At 65.4% G+C, this 13,602-nt stretch carries 16 protein-coding genes; 7 read left to right on the forward strand and 9 right to left on the reverse strand.

The window, feature by feature from the left end:
* Positions 1-14 precede the first annotated feature (14 nt).
* Positions 15-728, forward strand: a complete 714-nt coding sequence (locus tag QOL68_RS14500; protein ID WP_282949769.1) for an arylesterase — start codon at positions 15-17, stop codon at positions 726-728.
* A 181-nt stretch (positions 729-909) separates the two neighbouring features.
* On the opposite strand, the gene QOL68_RS14505 is transcribed toward QOL68_RS14500, so the two are convergent.
* From QOL68_RS14505 to QOL68_RS14515, 3 genes are all read right to left on the reverse strand, one after another.
* On the reverse strand, positions 910-1,554 hold the full coding sequence (locus QOL68_RS14505; RefSeq protein WP_282949768.1) for an MOSC domain-containing protein: 645 nt from the start codon (positions 1,552-1,554) through the stop codon (positions 910-912).
* On the reverse strand, positions 1,551-1,880 hold the full coding sequence (locus QOL68_RS14510; RefSeq protein WP_282949767.1) for a YnfA family protein: 330 nt from the start codon (positions 1,878-1,880) through the stop codon (positions 1,551-1,553). The genes QOL68_RS14505 and QOL68_RS14510 overlap by 4 nt, the downstream gene beginning before the upstream one ends.
* A 271-nt stretch (positions 1,881-2,151) precedes the next feature.
* Positions 2,152-2,610, reverse strand: a complete 459-nt coding sequence (locus QOL68_RS14515) for an outer membrane beta-barrel protein (protein ID WP_282949766.1) — start codon at positions 2,608-2,610, stop codon at positions 2,152-2,154.
* Between the two features lie 226 nt (positions 2,611-2,836).
* On the opposite strand from QOL68_RS14515, the gene QOL68_RS14520 reads away from it, so the two are divergent.
* Both QOL68_RS14520 and QOL68_RS14525 read left to right on the forward strand, forming a co-directional pair.
* Entirely contained in the window at positions 2,837-3,223 is a 387-nt protein-coding gene (locus QOL68_RS14520) for a hypothetical protein (RefSeq protein ID WP_058455356.1), read from the forward strand.
* A gap of 9 nt (positions 3,224-3,232) precedes the next feature.
* Positions 3,233-4,933, forward strand: a complete 1,701-nt coding sequence (locus QOL68_RS14525) for a caspase family protein (RefSeq protein ID WP_282949765.1) — start codon at positions 3,233-3,235, stop codon at positions 4,931-4,933.
* Here QOL68_RS14525 and rlmN read toward each other — a convergent pair.
* Complete coding sequence (gene rlmN, locus QOL68_RS14530; RefSeq protein ID WP_282949764.1) at positions 4,930-6,168, reverse strand: dual-specificity RNA methyltransferase RlmN; 1,239 nt, start codon at positions 6,166-6,168, stop codon at positions 4,930-4,932. The genes QOL68_RS14525 and rlmN overlap by 4 nt on opposite strands.
* 175 nt (positions 6,169-6,343) lie before the next feature.
* Entirely contained in the window at positions 6,344-7,087 is a 744-nt protein-coding gene (locus QOL68_RS14535; protein WP_282949763.1) for an SDR family oxidoreductase, read from the reverse strand.
* 114 nt (positions 7,088-7,201) lie between these two features.
* On the opposite strand from QOL68_RS14535, the gene QOL68_RS14540 reads away from it, so the two are divergent.
* Positions 7,202-7,594 carry a winged helix-turn-helix transcriptional regulator gene (locus QOL68_RS14540; protein WP_282949762.1) on the forward strand — a complete coding sequence of 131 codons (393 nt, stop codon included), beginning with the start codon at positions 7,202-7,204 and terminating at the stop codon, positions 7,592-7,594.
* Positions 7,595-7,676: 82 nt separating this feature from the next.
* Here QOL68_RS14540 and QOL68_RS14545 read toward each other — a convergent pair whose 3' ends face one another.
* On the reverse strand, positions 7,677-8,000 hold the full coding sequence (locus tag QOL68_RS14545) for a UrcA family protein (RefSeq protein ID WP_058455351.1): 324 nt from the start codon (positions 7,998-8,000) through the stop codon (positions 7,677-7,679).
* Positions 8,001-8,150: 150 nt separating this feature from the next.
* On the opposite strand from QOL68_RS14545, the gene QOL68_RS14550 reads away from it, so the two are divergent.
* A complete protein-coding gene (locus QOL68_RS14550) occupies positions 8,151-9,032 on the forward strand; it encodes a LysR family transcriptional regulator (RefSeq protein ID WP_282949761.1) in 882 nt (293 codons plus the stop codon).
* Here the strand turns inward: QOL68_RS14550 and QOL68_RS14555 are convergent.
* Both QOL68_RS14555 and QOL68_RS14560 read right to left on the reverse strand, forming a co-directional pair.
* Entirely contained in the window at positions 9,029-9,721 is a 693-nt protein-coding gene (locus QOL68_RS14555; RefSeq protein ID WP_282949760.1) for an aspartate/glutamate racemase family protein, read from the reverse strand. The two genes, QOL68_RS14550 and QOL68_RS14555, sit on opposite strands and share 4 nt — an antisense overlap.
* A gap of 314 nt (positions 9,722-10,035) precedes the next feature.
* Complete coding sequence (locus QOL68_RS14560; RefSeq protein ID WP_282949759.1) at positions 10,036-10,533, reverse strand: hypothetical protein; 498 nt, start codon at positions 10,531-10,533, stop codon at positions 10,036-10,038.
* Between the two features lie 170 nt (positions 10,534-10,703).
* Here QOL68_RS14560 and dnaN point away from each other — a divergent pair, with 170 nt between their 5' ends.
* The gene (dnaN, locus tag QOL68_RS14565) at positions 10,704-11,819 is read left to right on the forward strand and encodes a DNA polymerase III subunit beta (RefSeq protein ID WP_058455348.1); all 1,116 of its coding nucleotides are present in this window, start codon (positions 10,704-10,706) and stop codon (positions 11,817-11,819) included.
* Positions 11,820-11,871: 52 nt separating this feature from the next.
* Here the strand turns inward: dnaN and QOL68_RS14570 are convergent, their stop codons facing one another.
* Positions 11,872-13,212, reverse strand: coding sequence for a PQQ-dependent sugar dehydrogenase (locus tag QOL68_RS14570; RefSeq protein ID WP_282949758.1), 1,341 nt, complete (start codon positions 13,210-13,212; stop codon positions 11,872-11,874).
* Between the two features lie 172 nt (positions 13,213-13,384).
* Between QOL68_RS14570 and QOL68_RS14575 the strand changes: the two genes are divergently transcribed.
* Positions 13,385-13,600, forward strand: a complete 216-nt coding sequence (locus QOL68_RS14575; protein ID WP_156416493.1) for a hypothetical protein — start codon at positions 13,385-13,387, stop codon at positions 13,598-13,600.
* Positions 13,601-13,602 lie beyond the last annotated feature (2 nt).

Raw genomic sequence — 13,602 nt, forward strand, 5'->3', positions numbered from 1 at the left:
AGGAACCCTTTGGAATGAAAACCGCCGAATGGCGCTCCGCCTTGATATATGGTTGCGTTATTGCGCTTTGCCAACCGCTTGCCGCGTGCGGCTCGGCGGATGCGCCGGCGGCATCGACGAACGGCAAGGGCGATACGACGGCGGTCGCGGCTATACCGGCGAACGCGCCGCTTGTGATCGCGTTCGGCGACAGCCTCTACGCCGGTTACCAGCTGGGTCCGAAGGAGGGCCTCGCGCCGCAGCTTCAGGCCGCGCTCGCCGAGGATGGCGTGGTCGCACGCGTCCAGAATGCTGGGGTCTCGGGCGACACCACAGCGGCGGGACGCCAGCGGCTGACCTATGTGCTCGACAATGCGAAGACGAAGCCTGCGCTCGTTCTGCTCGGGCTCGGCGGCAATGACATGCTGCGGGGGATCGACGCGGCGCAAACGCGGACCAACCTCGACGCGATGCTTGCCGAACTTAAAAAGCGGAATATCCCGGTGGTGCTGACCGGCATGGTCGCCGCGCCGAACCTTGGCGCCGATTATGCGAAGAAATTCAATCCGATCTATCCCGAACTTGCGGCGAAATATGGCGCGAGCCTTTACCCGTTCATCCTCGACAATGTCGTGGGAAACAAGGATCTGATGCTCGCCGACAATATCCACCCCAATGCGAAAGGGGTGAAAATTGTCGTCGAAGGGCTGGCGCCGCTCGTCGAGGATGCGCTGCCCGACGCGAAATAGTTGATCCTCCCTGTGCCGCAGGCATGGGGAGGGGGACCATCCGAAGGATGGTGGAGGGGCAGCAACGCGGCGCTATCGCCCCTCCGTCAGCGCTTCGCCAAGGGCGAAGTTTATCCTGAGCGCCTGCAACGCAGTCGAAGGGCGCCGCCACCTCCCCATCGCTGCGCGACAGGGAGGATGATCACCCTAGTAACTTCTCCGCCCGCGCGCGCCAGCTCGTCGCGAGCGCATCCATCGCGGCCAGCGCCCGCAACGCTTCGGGCTCGCGCTTTCCCGCGCCGCCGATCAGTAGGTGGAACACGCGCTCGACGCTCCAGTCGGGCAGCGGCCGCTCGACCAACGCCAGCGTGTCGCCCGTCGCGACCGTGCCTTCCTCGATCACGCGATAATACCAGCCGCTCCGCCGCGTCGTGACGACCGTCGCCGGAACCGTCGCGATCCCGAAACGGTGCCCCAGTTTCCAGCACGGCTGGCGTCCCTGGCTGATCTCGACGAGCGCGCTGCCCATCCGGTAGCGGTCGCCGATGCAGGCTTCGTTCTCGATCAGCCCCTCGGTCGAGATATTCTCGCCGAATGCCCCCGGCGCGCCGAGCAGCACATGATCGCCCAGTTGCTCCGCCCACCAGTCATAATGATCGCGCGGATAATGGTGGATCGCCTTGTCGACGCCGCCATGCACCGTCAGGTCGGCCTGTTCGTCGCCGTCGATGCCGAGCAGGCCGACGCGCAGCGCGCCATCCACCGGCGTCTTGGCGATCGCACTCGCCTCTTCGCCGCGAAAAGAGCGCGCCTTGCCGGTCAGGACCGCGTCGATCGCATAGCTCATGCCGCGGCCCCCCTTGGCCCGAACAGGATGATCGCCGCTCCGCCCAGGCAGATCGATGCCCCGATCACATCCCACCGGTCGGGCCGCGCGCCCTCGATCGCCCACAGCCACAGCAGCGCCGCGACGATATAGACCCCGCCATAGGCGGCGTAAGTGCGCCCGGCATGGTCGGCGTCAACGAGCGTGAGCAGGTAGGCGAACAGCGCCAGCGACGCCATTCCGGGCGCCAGCCACCAGACGGACTTGTCAAGCCGCAGCCACGCCCAGAAGGCGAAACATCCGGCAATCTCGGCCAGCGCGGCGGCGATATAGGCGAAGGCGGTCATCGGCTCACCGTGGCGCGGGGGGCGCGGAAAGGGAAGGGGGTTTGACGAAGTTGGTGGAGCGCGACTTGGGGTGGAGAGCGGACGTCTCTCTGTGATCCCCGGCGAAAGCCGGGGCCCAGCGAATTCTCACACAAGACTGGCTTTTTGCCGCTCTGGGCCCCGGCTTTCGCCGGGGATCACGATATCCACCTCCGATCGCTATCCGCACCAGCAAAAGAAAAGGGGCGACCCGCAGGCCGCCCCTTCCTTGCGATATCGCTGTTCCGAAGGATCAGAACGCGAGGCCGAGGCCCACCGCAACGCTGTCGAAGTCGCCGAAGTTGCCGATGAACTGGTGGCGATATTCGGCCTTGGCGTACAGGTTCTGGCCCAGCTTGTGCTGGTAGCCCGCGCCGACATACGGGTCGTCGATGTCGCTGAAGGTGTAACCGCCGGTGACATAAGCCTTGCCAGCGGTGCCGACCTTCGCGCCAAGACGGCCGCCGGCCGAGAACTGCACGTCGAAGCCGTCCTTCAGGACCTTGTCGCCCGCGACTTCGGCACCGAGGAAAGCCTTGTCGCCAAGGTCGATGTCGTAGCCGGCGGCGGCACCGATGGTGGCGTCGTCGAGGCCGTTGCCGCTGATGTACCCGCCGCGTACTTCGACGCGGGCTTCGCCGCCGTCGGCAGCGAGAGCGGGGGTGGCAACGACGGCCGAGAGGAGAGCGGCAGCAACTGCGAACTTCTTCATTTTCTTTTCCTTTACGCTAATCAGGACCACGCCCTTTGGGTCGCGGCCCGGGCCCTAGATGGCCCTCGCGCCTGTCGCTGCAATGAACGTATCGTTCAGATTATGACAATTTTCTTACCTGTGTTGATTTTGCAACACACGTTCGTATGATTGCCCAAGCCTTGACTCGCCGTGCGAAGTGGCAGTTAATCCGTACCCGAGCGGGTCAGTCCCGCGGGGGAAGGCGATGGCGGAAAGGGATCTGCTTTACATCCTTGTCGATGATCGTCGCGGCCTCGATGAAGAGGGGCGCGATCGTCTTGCGCGCTCGCTGATCGCCGAACTCAACGAGCATGAGCCCGGCGCTGCGAGTCTCGGCACGGCCGAAGCACCGCCGGGGTCGAAGGCCGGCGAGTGGGCGATGACGGCCGAGGTTGCGATCAGCCTGGGCGCGCTCGCGTCGTCCTGGGCGGTCCCGGCGATCGAACGCTGGCTCGACCGGCAGGACGCCGAAACGACGCTGACGCTGAAGGGCAAGAATGCCGAGGGCAAATATTTCGAGGTCAGCGTCGCGGGCGAAGCGCCGGCGGACGTGCTCGAAAAGCTCAACAACTTCATGCCGCGAGCGAAATAGGCGCGCCCCGTGAAGCGCGCGCTGATCCTTGCGACCGGCACCTATGCCGACAGCCGGATCACCGCCCTGAAATCGCCCGTTCCCGATGCCGAGCGGCTACGTCTGCTGCTGATCCGCGACGATATCGGGCCTTATGAGGTCACGATGTTGTCCGATGCCGGGCTGATGGCGCAGCGCGTCGCGATCGAGCGCTATTTCCAGTCGGCGGGCCCCGACGACACGCTGCTGCTCTTCGTCTCGGGGCATGGCGACAAGGACGCCGACGGCGACCTTTATTTCCTCGCACAGGATACCGATCGCGACCTGCTTTCCTCGACCGCGATCGGTGCGCATTTCGTGTCGAAGCAGGCGGCGCGCAGCCGCGCGAAGCAGAAGGTGCTGCTGATCGACACTTGCTACAGCGGCGCCTTTGCCAAGGGGCATGTCTTCAAATCGGGATCGGCGGCGATTACCGCTGAGGATTTCGGCGAGAATGGCGGACGCGGCACCGCGATCATCACTGCGGCGTCGAGCACCCAGCTCGCGAGCGAAGCGGCCGCCGAGGGGCGGATGCAGTCGCGCTTCACGCGCCATCTGATCGAGGGGATCGAGACCGGGGCGGCCGACGTCAACGGCACCGGCAACATCACGCTCGATGAACTGTTCGACTATGTCCGCACCGCGCTCCACCGCGAAGGGCCGGGGCAGGAGCCCAAGCGCCTCAACGCGATCGACGGCGACATGGTCATCGCGCGCAACCCGGTCCCGCGCGTGATCCCGCTCGCACCTGCGCTGACCAAGCGCATCGCCAGCCGCAATTGGGAAACGCGCGCCGCGGCCTGCATCCCGCTCGCCGAGATCGTGCGAAACGGTGACCGGCAGCGCGGTCCGGCGCTCGCGGCGCTCCAGTCGCTTGGCGAGGACCCCGATGATCGCGTCAAACGCCGCGCGCAGGTCGAACTGACGGCGCTCGCCGAGCAGGACAGGAAAAAAATGTCCCTCTTCGGCGACCTGCCGAAGCCCGATCCGACCCCCAAGCCCGACCCCATCCCGGATCCGAAGCCCGATCCCGGCCCGACCTTCGACACCGCGACAAAGATTTTCATCGGCGTGTTCGCGGCGATGGTGATCGCGCTGCTCGTCATGAGCCTGCGCCCCGACAAGGACGGCGAGGGGGCCGATGGCACCGACATCACCGGCACGAGTACCAGCAGCACCAGTTCGTCTTCCGGCGGCACGGACACCGCGACGCCGCCTCCGGTCTTCGGCACGGGCGGAGAGGAATTCGCCAACTATATTGCCGCCAGCACGACCTATCCCATGCTGGTCGCCGCCTGTGACAAGGATTTCACATACGCGGCGGCCGCGTCCTGCTTCGAACTCGGCAAGGCTTTCGAGAATGGCGAGGGCGAGACGCAGGACTTCGCGATCGCGACGAGCCTTTACGAAAAGGCTTGCTATCGCGGCCATGCCGAGGCCTGCGCCTACGCCAGTTTCCGCATCAGGCCCGACAAGCCCGACCGCTCCTACCTGCTTGCCGACGCGGCGTGCAAACAGGACAATGCGCGCGGCTGCGGCTATCTCGGCTATAATTACGAAAATGGCGTCGGCGCGACGACCAATCTCTATTCGGCGCGCGACTATTACAATCTCGGCTGCGCCAAGGGCTATTCGACCGCTTGCGGCGAACGCGACCGCCTCAACACCGCGATGGGCGTGACGACGCCTTAGCCGAGCGCCGCCTGCTTTTCCTCGGCGATGCGGTCGAGTTCGGCGCGGCTCGGCTTGGTCGCGGCGCTCTTCAGCTGTCCGCACGCCGCCATGATGTCGCGCCCGCGCGGGGTGCGGATCGGCGCCGAAATACCGGCCTCGAAGATGAGGTTGCTGAATTTGCGCACCCGTTCGGGCGTCGAACATTCGTAGGGCGCGCCGGGCCAGGGGTTGAAGGGGATCAGGTTCACCTTCGCCGGCAGCTTGTACTGCTTGATCAGCCGGACGAGCTCGCGCGCATCCTCGTCGCTGTCATTCTTGTCCTTCAGCATCACATATTCGAAGGTGATGCGCCGTGCATTGTTCGCCCCCGGATAGTCGGCGCATGCCTGCAGCAACTCCTCGATGCCGTATTTGCGGTTGAGCGGCACGATCTCGTCGCGGATTTCCTTGTTCACCGCGTGGAGCGAGACCGCCAGATTGACCCCGATCTCTTCGCCCGCGCGCGCCATCATCGGCACCACGCCGCTCGTCGACAGCGTGATGCGCCGCTTCGACAGCGCGAGCCCGTCTCCGTCCATCACGATCTTGAGTGCGCCCTTGACCTCGTCGAAATTATAGAGCGGTTCGCCCATGCCCATCATCACGATGTTGGTGAGCATGCGCCCGTCGGACGTGTAATGGCCGGCGTCGTCATCCTCGTCGTCGGTATCGGGCGCCGACGCCATCGTCCCCTTCGGCCATTCGCCGAGCGCGTCGCGCGCCAGCAGCACCTGCCCCACGATCTCGCCCGCGGCGAGGTTGCGGACAAGGCGCATCGTCCCCGTGTGGCAGAAACGGCAGTTCAATGTGCATCCCACCTGGCTCGACACGCAGAGCGTTCCCCGATCGGCATCGGGAATGAACACCATTTCATATTCCTGCCCGTCGGCGGCGGCGAGCAGCCATTTGCGCGTCCCGTCGTTCGACACCTGCGCCTCGCGCACCGTCGGGCGGCCGATGATATAACGGTCGGTCAGCCAGGGGCGCATCGATTTCGCGATGTCGGTCATCGCCTCGAAATCGGTGACGCCGCGGTGATAGATCCAGTGCCAGATCTGCTTGGCGCGCAGCTTCGCGCCCTTCGCGTCGAGCCCCGCCTCGACCAGCTCGGCCCGGATCGCGTCGCGGGTCAGCCCGACAAGGTCGATACGGTTGCCGCCGCGCAAGGGAACGGTGCCCGTCGTGACGGGATCGATATGGCCGGGAATCTGCATGATGCGCGGCCATATAGTGGGGGAGGCCCAAAAGCGCAATTGTGCGCGATTCGTCCCCTCCCGTAAGCGGGAGGGGCAGCGAGGCTTGCGAGCTTGCTCGCTAGTCGCAGCGGGGTGGGCCGTCAGACGTTGCTGCCCACCCCCGACCCCTCCCGCAAGCGGGAGGGGAGCCACACTACAGCGACTTCAGCATCGCCAGCACCTGCGGCACACTGCCATTGGCCTCGGCATTGCGCAGCGGCAAAACATTCTGCACCAGAATTTCTTCCGGCGTCGGCTCCTGCGCAAACAGCGCCATCACCTCGTCGGCAAAGGCGTCCAGCGGCATATAGCCTTCGCGCGTCGACTGGCCGGGGGTCAGGTCGGTGCGCACCGCGGGCGGCGCCAGCTCGATCAGTTCGACCTTGCCCTCGAGCTGGACGCGCAGCGCCTGGGTATAGCTGTGCAGCGCCGCCTTGGTCGCCGAATAGGTCGGCGCCTTGGGGAAGGGGACGAAGGCGAGACCCGAGGTGACGTTGACGATCGCACTGTCCGCCTGCGCCGCCAGATGGCCGACGAGCGCATCGATCAACCGGATCGGGCCGAGCAGGTTGGTGACGACGGTATCCTCGGCGGCCGAAAGGTCGCGCGTTGCGGTCGCATCCTCATAGCCCATGATGCCGGCATTGTTGACGAGGACGTTGAGTGCCGGGAATTTCGCCACGATGTCGGCCGCGAAGGCCAGAATCGCACCGGGGTCGGTGACGTCGAGCTGCGCCGCGTGCATGTTCGCGCGTCCCGCGACGGCGCTTTCGAGCTTCGCTGCGTTGCGCCCGGTTATGATCACGGTGTTGCCCGCATCGTGCCAGCGCTGCGCGAGCGCGAGTCCGATGCCCGAGCCGCCGCCGCTGACGAGAATGGTGTTTCCGCTGGTCTTCATGGTTTCTCTCCTGAGGGGGTGGTGAGAAGGCCTAGATATCCCTATACTCTCCAAAAGAAAGAAGGCACCCGAAAGTGCCATAGTTACCGAAAAGAGAGATTTGGATTTTCTGCCATGCCCACCCAGGAAAAAATCGTCCACGATCCGAATGCGCCGGTCGATCCGCGCGTCGAAATGCTCGTCAGCGACCTGATCGGCCGAGTCGCCGACAAATGGACCCTGCTCGTTCTCGAGGAACTGGAGGACAATGGGGTGCTGCGCTTCACCGAACTGGCGCGAATGGTTCCCGGGATCAGCCAGAAGATGCTGACGCAGACGCTCCGCGCAATGGAACGCGACGGTCTGGTCGAACGGACCGTTCATCCGGTGATCCCGCCGAAGGTCGAATATCGCCTGACCGATCTCGGACACAGTCTTGGCGAGGCCTTTTGCGGCGTCTGGCACTGGGCGGGCGACAATCTCGACCGCGTCGAGGCGGCGCGCAAGGCGTTCGACGGCCGCGGCTGACGAACGAAAATCGGGGCCGCGATCCGGGTGGGATCGCCGCCCCGAAAGGTGTCGGCGGAGTGCCTGCCGATAGGGTCTGAATTCAGTTGCGGATCGAAGCGACGCGCAGCGGTTCGCCCTGCGAAGCGCCGGCGATCGCGAGGTCGGCCTTTGCCGAGGCGACCTGCATCGTGTCGCGGCGGCACTGGCGGATGTCGTTCTTGCCGACGACGTCGGCGTCCGACGCCGTGCCGCACACCGCGACCACGGCGCGCCACACACGGTGCTGCAGCGTCTTCGCGCCGGCAGCGGTGTTGAGGTCGAGGTCGCTGTGCTGAACGACTACCGTCTGGGTCACGGGTTCGGCGAAAGCGGGCTGGACCAGCGAGGTTGCGGCCAACGCGGCGAGGATCAGAGTCTTTGTCATTTTGCATCTCCATCGGCCGGCTGAAGGAGGGGAGGAAGCCGGTGGAGAACCAGATAATCCATCGCCGCGCGCAATTGGAGCAACGATGTTGCGCGACCATTCTGCATAATTGCAGAATGAGGAGCGGGCGATTATGTCGCAAAAGGCATCATGTACGATTGGAACGACCTGAAGGCCTTTCTGGCCGTGGCGGAGACCGGCAGCACCTTGTCCGCCGCGCAGACGCTGCGCGTCAGCCAGACCACCGTCGCGCGGCGCATCGCGGCGCTGGAGGAAGCGACCGGCCTCAACCTCTTCGAGCGGCGGCAGGCGGGCTATGCGCTGACCCCGGTGGGCGAGGCGATGCTCGCGAGCGCGATCGCGGTGCGCGACGCCGCCGACCGCTTCGGCGAAGCCGCCGGCGCGAAGTCACGCGATGCCGGCGGGACGGTCAGCGTATCGACGATGGAAATCTTCGCCGTGACCGTGCTTCCGCCGATCCTGCGCGACCTCCGCGCCGCGCACCCCGGCATCCACATCCATCTCGACACTTCCGACGAGCCGCGCGACCTCGCCGCGGGCGCCGCCGACATCGCGATCCGCAGCAGCAAGCAGCCGAGCGGGGCGGGGCTCGTCGGGCGCCGCATCGCCGACAATCCGTGGACCGTCTATTGCAGTCGCGACTATGCCGACCTCCACGGTATCCCGCACAGCCGCGAACAGCTTGCGACCCATCCCTTCATCGGCGGCGGCGGCTATGTCTGGGAGCCCTATCAGGCCTGGCTCAAGCAATACCGGCTCGAGGAGTCGGTCGTGATGCAATATGACAGCGCATCGGGCCTGCTCGCCGGGGTACGCTCGGGGATGGGGCTGACCATCCTGCCCGCCTTCCTCGCCGACCGCGAGCCCGACCTCATCCGCTGCATCCCGCCCAAGCGCGAGGACACCACCGGCCTGTGGCTCCTGACGCACGAGCGCCTGCGCCATGTACCCCGCGTGCGGCTGGTGCTGGACTTCCTCGCGGCGGAACTGACGAAGCTGGGGCGAACCTAGGCTTCCAACGTCCGTTCCACCGCCGCCTCGACATGGAGCGCGAGCGTATCGAACAGCGGCACCGCGCTGTCCTCCGGTCCGACCAGCAGCATGATCTCGGTGCAGCCGAGGATGATCGCCTCGGCGCCGCGGTCGACGAGCGCGGCGATGACTTGCCGATACGCGCCGCGCGATTCCTCGCGGATCACGCCCTGCACAAGCTCGTCGTAGATGATCCGGTGGACCGCCGCGCGGCCGGCTTCGTCGGGGACGATCACGTCGAGCCCGGCCTTCGCCATCCGCCCCCTGTAGAAATCCTGCTCCATGGTGAAAGTCGTACCGAGCAGGCCGACGCGCCGCAGCCCCGCCGCCTTGATAGCGGCAGTTACCGGGTCGGCAATGTGGATCAGCGGAAGGGCCGATGCGGCCTCGATTTCGCCCGCGCAGCGGTGCATCGTGTTCGAACAGATCAGCAGCAGATCGGCGCCGCTGCGTTCCAGAGCGGCGGCGGCTTCGACCATCGCGCGGTCGAGCGCCGGCCAGTCGCCTTCCGCTTGCAGGGCGGCAATCGGTGCGAAGTCGAGCGAGTGCAGGACGATGTTCGCGGCGTGCAGCCCGCCGAGGCGGTCGCGGACGGCCCGATTGAGCAGGCGATAATATTCGGCCGAGCTTTCCCAGCTCAGACCGCCGATCAGGCCGATGGTTTTCATGGCGCAAATCCTGCAGAGAAATCGCTGTCCTACATTATCGGACGGGCATAGCGTTTCGACCGATGCGACGCCATGCAACATTCCCGATCCCGTTCGCGTGCGAAACCGCGCGCCGCATGCGATTCCGAGTAAGGTTGCGCAGTTTTCCGGGGTTTTCCGGAAAGCCGATCCCGGGCGAAGGCCGGGCCCCATACTCCCGCATCTTGCCCTTGCGTCTCGGCGCCCGGATTTTGCCGGGGATCGCTATGGCGGCATTCGAAAGAGGTGAATCGCGAGTGAAGTTGCGCAGGAATCCGCGATTTTTCGAAATGCCTTCACCGGATGCTGGCGCACCCCAGCGCCGCCGCATCGATCGCGGTCGCGGCACCGCGCAGGCGATAGGTATCGGCGATCGCGCGGCCGGTGGCGGTGCTGCTGGCGACGCTCATGCTCGGTGCCGATCGCATCGCCGCGATGATCGCCGCGTCCATGCGCGCGTCGCTCGCCCAGCCGTGTGGGCCGTTGCCGGTCAGGATGAAGCGGCGGCTTCCGACGCTCAGGCGCAGTTCGCGTCCCGGCGCGCGCTCTTTCGACAGGCGAACATAGAATTGCCCCCTTATGCGCGACTTCGGCCAATATCCGACGCTGGCATAGGGTTTGATCTCGGGGCGTCCGATCGTCGCCGATGGCGCCGCGATCGCGTAGCAGCGCGGGATTGCGGACTCGCGAAACGCGCCCCAGCCCTCGAAAATTCCCAAAGCGGTACGCGGCGCGGCGAAGGCCATCGCCGGAACCGCCGACGCGATCAGGAAAAGGAAGGCTGTCCGCCGCATTGCGCCCCGTTTGCCCGAATGGAAATGCTTTGCAAGCATGGCTTGCGCGGCGCGACGCGTTCGTTAAGGAAGGTGGACATTTTCGGGGGACGGGATTCGGGGCGAATGGCCCGCTCCGCCGGACTCTCTCAGGGACTTTCCCCTTATCGTTACAGGGATGGCGAATTAGAATGAAAGCGACGATCGAACGCGCAGTGCTTCTGAAAAGCCTTGGCCACGTCCAGTCCGTGGTCGAACGGCGGAACACGATTCCGATCCTCTCCAACGTGCTGATCGAGGCCGACAGCACCGGCCAATTGAAACTGATGGCGACCGATCTCGACCTGCAGGTCGTCGAAACCATCGCGGCAAAGGTCGAAACGCCGGGCACGACCACCGTGTCGGCGCACACGCTCTTCGAAATCGCGCGCAAGCTGCCCGAGGGCGCGGAGGTCAGCCTCGCCGCCGCCGAAGGCAAGATGCAGGTCAAGGCCGGCCGCTCGAACTTCAACCTGCCGACCTTGCCGCGCGACGACTTCCCGGTGATCGCCGAGGGTGATCTGCCGACCAGTTTCGAGCTGCCCGTCGCCGAGCTCATCCAGATTATCGACAAGACGCGCTTCGCGATCTCGACCGAGGAAACGCGCTATTACCTCAACGGCATCTTCTTCCACGTCGCCGAGGATGCGACGGGACCGGTGTTGAAGGCTGCGGCGACCGACGGCCACCGCCTCGCGCGCTACACGGTGACGCGCCCCGATGGCGCTGCGGCGATGCCCGACGTCATCGTGCCGCGCAAATGCGTCGGCGAAATCCGCAAGCTGCTCGACGAAGCCGAGGGCAATGTCGAGATCAGCCTGTCGGCGTCGAAGATCCGTTTCCAGCTCGGCAACGCCGTCCTCACCTCGAAGCTGATCGACGGGACTTTCCCCGACTACAGCCGCGTGATCCCGACCGCGAACGACAAGCTTTTGAAGGTCGATCCGAAGAGCCTGTTCCAGGGCGTCGACCGCGTCTCGACGATCGCCAGCGAAAAGACCCGCGCGGTCAAGGTCGGGCTCGACAAGGATCGCATCACCCTTTCGGTGACCAGCCCCGAGAACGGCACCGCCGCCGAAGAACTGGCTGCAGGCTACGATAGCGATCCGATGGAGATCGGCTTCAACGCCCGCTATCTCAGTGACATCCTGGGGCAGGTCGACGGCGACAGCGTCGAACTCCACCTCGCCGACGCCAACGCCCCGACGCTGATCCGCGAGAGCGAGAAGAGCCCGGCGCTTTACGTGTTGATGCCGATGCGCGTCTGACGCCCGCCGCTAAACCGATACCAGAAGAGGCCCCGCGATCGCGGGGCCTTTTTTATCCCGCCTTCGACACCCGCCAGATCGTATTGCCGGTATCGTCGGCGACGAGGGCGCTGCCGTCCTTCGCGACCTTGACGTCGGCCGGCCGGCCGCGCGTCGTCTTGCCGTCCTTGGCAAGGAACTGGTCGAGGAAGGTGACGGGCAGGGCGTCCACCGGCTTGCCATTGGCACCGAACTTGACGAACACGACGTCGTACCCGGCGACGGGCTCGCGGTTCCACGACCCGTGCAGCGCGATCAGCGCGCCATTCGCCCAGCGCTCGCCAAGGTCGAGCTTGTCGGTGAAGGTGAAGCCGAGCGGCGCGACATGCGCGCCGAGCCCATATTCGGGGCGCTTCACATATTGGCGGCGATCCTCGGCTTCGGGCGGCACCCGCGGATCGATGAAGCCGCCCCAATAATACCAGGGCCAGCCGTAAAAATCGCCCTCGGTTACGTCGGTCAGATAGTCGGGAACAAGGTCGCTACCCAGCATGTCGCGCTCGTTGACCACCGTCCACAGCCGTTCGCTGCCGGGGTAGAAGGCGAGGCCAACCGGGTTGCGGATACCCGCCGCGAAGGTCCGCATATATTTATTCTCGGGCCGCACCTCGAGCACGCTCGCGCGTCGCACCTCGTTGCCCATGCCCTTCTCGCCGATGTTCGAATCGGCACCGACGCCGACGTAAAGCCAACCGTTGGGCGCGGCGACGAGGCTCTTGGTCCAGTGGCGGTTGGTGCCCTTTGCGGGCAGGTCGACGAGCTTCACCGGCTTGCCGCTCATTTTCGTCTCGCCCTCGACATAAGGGAAAGCGAGGATCGCGTCGGTGTTGGCGACGTAGAGCGTCTTGCCCACCAGCGCCATGCCATAGGGCGAGTTGAGGCCGGTGATGTAGGCGGCCTTGACCTCGGCCTTGCCGTCGCCATCGGCGTCGCGGAGCAGGGTAATGCGGTTCGCCGACGCGCCGCCGGCGCCCGCCTTGCTCATCATCGACTTCATGATCTTGCCCTCGATCCCGCCGTCCTTGCGCGGCGGGCTCTCGGCCTCGGCGACGAGGACGTCGCCGTTCGGGAGCACGAGCATCGAGCGCGGATGGTCGAGTCCTTCCGCAAAGCGCTCGACCTTCAGGCCTTGCGCCGCGCGCGGCGCCTGACCCGCGGGCCAGCTCGTCGCCTCGGGCACGTTCATCGTCGGGATGGTCTGCGCATTCTGCGACGCCATCACGGGCACGCGGCCGCTGAGCTCTGCGGTCGAGAAGCGCGCCACGTCGGGGCGTGAAAGCACGTATAATATGATCCCGCCGACGACGATCAGGACGGCGAGGGCAATGGCGGCATATTTCAGGATTTTGCGCATGCGATCAGTCTTACACGGCGACGGGACGACGGCAAAGGGGCGATTGGCACCACCCGATGGTTAACCCGAGCGTCGCCGGCATTAACCTTACCCCGGCGTTCATTACGGTTGAGAACGGCGCGGTGACACGGTCGGTCTAGAGCCGAGACCGGAACACAGGGCCGGGAACGACATGCATCTGCCATCACCCTATCTCGCCGATCGCGGCGCCGTCGAGGATGCGAACGCGATGATCCGCGAGCATGGAGAGGAAGCCGGTTTCGCTGCCGCCGCGCGCGCCGAGCAATATCGCGTGCTTGGCAATCACGTCCATTTCGCGCGCTGGCGCCAGATCGAACGGCTGATCACCTATCTGTCGATCGACATCGCGCTCGACACCGTTCACTGAGG

This window comes from Sphingopyxis sp. Geo25 (assembly GCF_949769135.1).
Classification (GTDB): Bacteria; Pseudomonadota; Alphaproteobacteria; order Sphingomonadales; family Sphingomonadaceae; genus Sphingopyxis.

Bases quoted from the DNA above. Each gene is read 5' to 3' on its own strand.
- QOL68_RS14555 (WP_282949760.1), bottom strand. From the start codon at position 9,721: ATGAAAACCATCGGCCTGATCGGCGGTCTGAGCTGGGAAAGCTCGGCC.
- QOL68_RS14520 (WP_058455356.1), top strand. From the start codon at position 2,837: ATGGCGGAAAGGGATCTGCTTTACATCCTTGTCGATGATCGTCGCGGC.
- QOL68_RS14545 (WP_058455351.1), bottom strand. From the start codon at position 8,000: ATGACAAAGACTCTGATCCTCGCCGCGTTGGCCGCAACCTCGCTGGTC.
- QOL68_RS14505 (WP_282949768.1), bottom strand. From the start codon at position 1,554: ATGAGCTATGCGATCGACGCGGTCCTGACCGGCAAGGCGCGCTCTTTT.
- QOL68_RS14510 (WP_282949767.1), bottom strand. From the start codon at position 1,880: ATGACCGCCTTCGCCTATATCGCCGCCGCGCTGGCCGAGATTGCCGGA.
- dnaN (WP_058455348.1), top strand. From the start codon at position 10,704: ATGAAAGCGACGATCGAACGCGCAGTGCTTCTGAAAAGCCTTGGCCAC.
- QOL68_RS14560 (WP_282949759.1), bottom strand. From the start codon at position 10,533: ATGCGGCGGACAGCCTTCCTTTTCCTGATCGCGTCGGCGGTTCCGGCG.
- QOL68_RS14575 (WP_156416493.1), top strand. From the start codon at position 13,385: ATGCATCTGCCATCACCCTATCTCGCCGATCGCGGCGCCGTCGAGGAT.
- QOL68_RS14515 (WP_282949766.1), bottom strand. From the start codon at position 2,610: ATGAAGAAGTTCGCAGTTGCTGCCGCTCTCCTCTCGGCCGTCGTTGCC.
- QOL68_RS14550 (WP_282949761.1), top strand. From the start codon at position 8,151: ATGTACGATTGGAACGACCTGAAGGCCTTTCTGGCCGTGGCGGAGACC.
- rlmN (WP_282949764.1), bottom strand. From the start codon at position 6,168: ATGCAGATTCCCGGCCATATCGATCCCGTCACGACGGGCACCGTTCCC.
- QOL68_RS14535 (WP_282949763.1), bottom strand. From the start codon at position 7,087: ATGAAGACCAGCGGAAACACCATTCTCGTCAGCGGCGGCGGCTCGGGC.
- QOL68_RS14570 (WP_282949758.1), bottom strand. From the start codon at position 13,212: ATGCGCAAAATCCTGAAATATGCCGCCATTGCCCTCGCCGTCCTGATC.
- QOL68_RS14540 (WP_282949762.1), top strand. From the start codon at position 7,202: ATGCCCACCCAGGAAAAAATCGTCCACGATCCGAATGCGCCGGTCGAT.
- QOL68_RS14500 (WP_282949769.1), top strand. From the start codon at position 15: ATGAAAACCGCCGAATGGCGCTCCGCCTTGATATATGGTTGCGTTATT.